Source organism: Amnibacterium sp. (assembly GCF_025463795.1).
GTDB lineage: Bacteria > Actinomycetota > Actinomycetes > Actinomycetales > Microbacteriaceae > Amnibacterium.
Genome location: NZ_JAODBE010000180.1, coordinates 1 through 3,034 on the forward strand (window position 1 = coordinate 1; position 3,034 = coordinate 3,034).

Consider the following 3,034-nt stretch of genomic DNA (forward strand, 5'->3'; position numbering starts at 1 on the left):
CCACGACCAAGCTCGCCGCCGCGCTCGCCGCGGTCGGCTGACCCCGCTCGAAGCCCGCTCCACCACCAGCGTCCAGGAGGACCCGCATGCCCGTCGCCGCCACCACCCCGACCCCGCTCGGCCGCACGCTCATCACCGGGGGCGCCTCCGGTCTCGGCGCGGCCGTCGCCGACGCGGTCGCCGCCGGGGGCGGCACCCCGATCGTCCTCGACCTGAAGATCGACGGCAGCCCGTACTCCGCCTACGAGGGCGACGTGACGGCGACCCGCGACGTCGAGGCCCTCGTCGCGCGGATCGTGCAGGAGCACGGCGGCCTCGAGGCCGTGGTCACCGCCGCCGGCATCGACAAGCCGGGGCGGCTCGACGAGATCCCCGGCGAGGTGTGGGAGCGCGTCATCGCCGTGAACCTGCTCGGCACCGCCGCGGTCGTCCGCGCCGCCCTGCCCGCGCTCGAGGCGAGCCACGGACGGGTCGTGACCGTCTCGTCGTCGCTCGGTGTGCGCGCCGTGTCGGACGCGACCGCCTACTCCGCCTCGAAGTTCGGCGTCATCGGCTTCAGCCGGGCGCTCGCCGCGGAGACGCGGGGCCGCGTCGGCGTCACGACGCTCATCCCCGCCGGGATGAAGACCCGCTTCTTCGACGGGCGCACCGCCCAGTACGCGCCGGGCGAGGACGCGAACCTGAACGACCCGGCGAACGTCGCGAACGCGGTCGTCTTCGCGCTCTCCTCGCCGCGCGGGTCCGAGATCCGCGAGCTGTCGGTGATGCACGAGGAGGAGCCGTCCTGGCCCTGACCCACGGCGAGCCTGACCGGACGATCAGGATGGCGACCTAGCGTCGGAGCATGCTCCTCCAGGCGACGCTGAACGGCTCGATGACGAAGGCGGACCACCCGGCCGTCCCCGTCTCGCCGGCAGAGCTGCGCGCCGACGCCGAGGCCTGCGAACGGGCGGGCGCCCGCGCCTTCCACGTGCATCCGCGGGACCGTGCGGGTCGCGAGCAGATGCATCCCGACGTCGTCGACACGGCCGTCGCCGCGGTGCGGAACGGCACCCGCTGGCCGGTCGGCGTGACCACCGGCGCCTGGATCGAGGGTGAGACCCGGCGTCGCGTCGCCTGCGTGCAGCACTGGCACGAGCCCGACTACGCGTCCGTGAACGTCGCCGAGGCGGGCGCGTTCGACGTCGCGCACGCCGCGCTCGGGGCGGCCATCGGCGTGGAGGCGGGCGTCTGGAGCGTCGAGGACGCCGAGGCCCTGCTGGCCTCCGGTCTCGCCTCCCGGATCACGCGGGTGCTCGTCGAGCCGATCCGCGGCGAGGCCGACGAGCAGCTCGCGGTGGTGGCGGCCATCCACGAGGTGCTCGACCGCGGCCAGGTCGAGGTGCCGCGCCTGCAGCACGGGGACGGGGCGGCGACGTGGGCGCTGCTCGAGGACGCCGTGCGGCGGCGGGTCGACACCCGCATCGGCTTCGAGGACAGCCTGCTGCTGCCGGACGGATCCGTCGCGGCGGACAACGCGGCCCTGGTCGCGGCGGCCCGCGCCCTCGGCGCCGGCGAGCCCGGCGACTGAGCCACCGGCGCTTCCGCCGTCTCAGGACCTCCGGCGCGACGCGCCGCGCTCACCCGTCCGGAACGGCGGACGCCGCTCCTGAGAACGGCGGACGGCCGGCCCTAGGCCCCGGCCAGCAGCGAGCGCACCTCGCCGAGCACCGCCTCCGGCTGGATGTCCGTGAGGAAGGAGGGATCGTGCGGGCAGCGCTCGGCGGTCCAGCCGACCTGCGTGACGTCGGCACCGCACACCGGGCAGCGCGTCGCCCAGCCGAGCAGGATCCGCTGATCGCCGCGGGCGAACGGGGCCGCGTTCACCGCGTTGCCGAACCAGAACAGCCCGACAGTCGCGGTGCCGAGCGCCTGGGCGATGTGCCGAGGACCCGAGTCGTTCGCGAGCACCACGTCGGCCTCCGCCAGCACGCCGACGAGGCCGCGCAGATCGAGGGTGCCCGCCGCGGCGCGCACCCGCCCGCGGTGCGGCTCGGGCAGCGCGGTGTGGGCCGCGCGCACGATCTCCTCGGCGATCGACCGGTCGGAGCCGTCGCCGACGACGACCACCGCGACGCCGCGTTCGGCGAGGGCCGCCGCGACCACGCCGAAGCGCTGCGCGGGCCACCGCCGGCGCGGGTCGGTGGCACTCGGGTGGATCACGACGGCCGGGCCCTCGCCGAGCAGCGCGCGCCCGGCCACCCGCTCCTCGGCGGTCGCGGTGAGCGCCGGCTCGAGCGCCACGGGCAGCGCGCCGGCGAGCCCCGCGACCTCGAGCCAGCGGTGCACCTCGTGCTGGTAGTAGCGGTACGGGATGCTGCGCTCGAGCGGGACCGCGTCCTCGGTGCGTGTACCGACCGTGTGGCGCGCTCCGAGGCGCAGCACGAACGGGTTGGAGTTGCGGCCGCCCCCGTGCGCCTGCACCGCCAGGTCGAACCGGCGCTCCCGCAGCGCGGCGCAGAAGGCCTCGACGGCGTCCGGATCCGTCTCCCCGTCCCGCACACCCGGATGCGGCGGCAGCACGACCACCTCGTCGACGGGCGAGTCGGGCCGGCCCTCGAGCAGAGCGGCGTGACCCGGCATGCCGAGCAGGGTGATCGCGGCGCCCGGATACGCGGCCCGCAGCGCCGCGAGCGCCGGCAGGGCGCCCACCAGGTCGCCGAGGCCGCCGCCGCGCAGGACGGCGATGCGAGCGACGTCGTCGAACGGGTCGGCGGGGCGGCCGATGGAGCGGCTGATCACCTCCGCATTCTTCCTGGCGGTCGTTCCGGGTTCCCTCAGCGCCCGCCCAGTCCTGCCTGCCGAGCCGTTCCTAGGCTGGTTCCGCCCTGACCTGCATCCGAGAGGCCGATCACCGCATGACCCTCGACACGGCGCCCGACACGCGACCCTCCACCGGCACGATCCGCATCGTCGACCCCGCGACCGGGGAGCCGGTCGGCGAGCACGCGGCCGCCGGACCGGCCGAGGTCGCCGCCGCCGTGCGCCGCGCCGC

At 76.2% G+C, this 3,034-nt stretch carries 3 protein-coding genes; 2 read left to right on the forward strand and 1 reads right to left on the reverse strand.

Annotated features, from left to right (window positions below; translation table 11 throughout):
• Positions 1-86: 86 nt before the first annotated feature.
• Together JWQ92_RS15350 and JWQ92_RS15355 are read left to right on the forward strand one after the other, a co-directional pair.
• Positions 87-794: an SDR family oxidoreductase gene (locus JWQ92_RS15350; RefSeq protein WP_297345335.1), complete on the forward strand. Its 708-nt coding sequence runs from the start codon at positions 87-89 to the stop codon at positions 792-794.
• A gap of 50 nt (positions 795-844) precedes the next feature.
• Entirely contained in the window at positions 845-1,570 is a 726-nt protein-coding gene (locus JWQ92_RS15355) for a 3-keto-5-aminohexanoate cleavage protein (RefSeq protein ID WP_297345336.1), read from the forward strand.
• A 101-nt stretch (positions 1,571-1,671) separates the two neighbouring features.
• On the opposite strand, the gene JWQ92_RS15360 is transcribed toward JWQ92_RS15355, so the two are convergent.
• The gene (locus JWQ92_RS15360) at positions 1,672-2,781 is read right to left on the reverse strand and encodes a glycosyltransferase family 9 protein (protein WP_297345337.1); all 1,110 of its coding nucleotides are present in this window, start codon (positions 2,779-2,781) and stop codon (positions 1,672-1,674) included.
• Positions 2,782-3,034: the final 253 nt, after the last annotated feature.

Bases quoted from the DNA above. Each gene is read 5' to 3' on its own strand.
- JWQ92_RS15350 (WP_297345335.1), top strand. From the start codon at position 87: ATGCCCGTCGCCGCCACCACCCCGACCCCGCTCGGCCGCACGCTCATC.
- JWQ92_RS15355 (WP_297345336.1), top strand. From the start codon at position 845: ATGCTCCTCCAGGCGACGCTGAACGGCTCGATGACGAAGGCGGACCAC.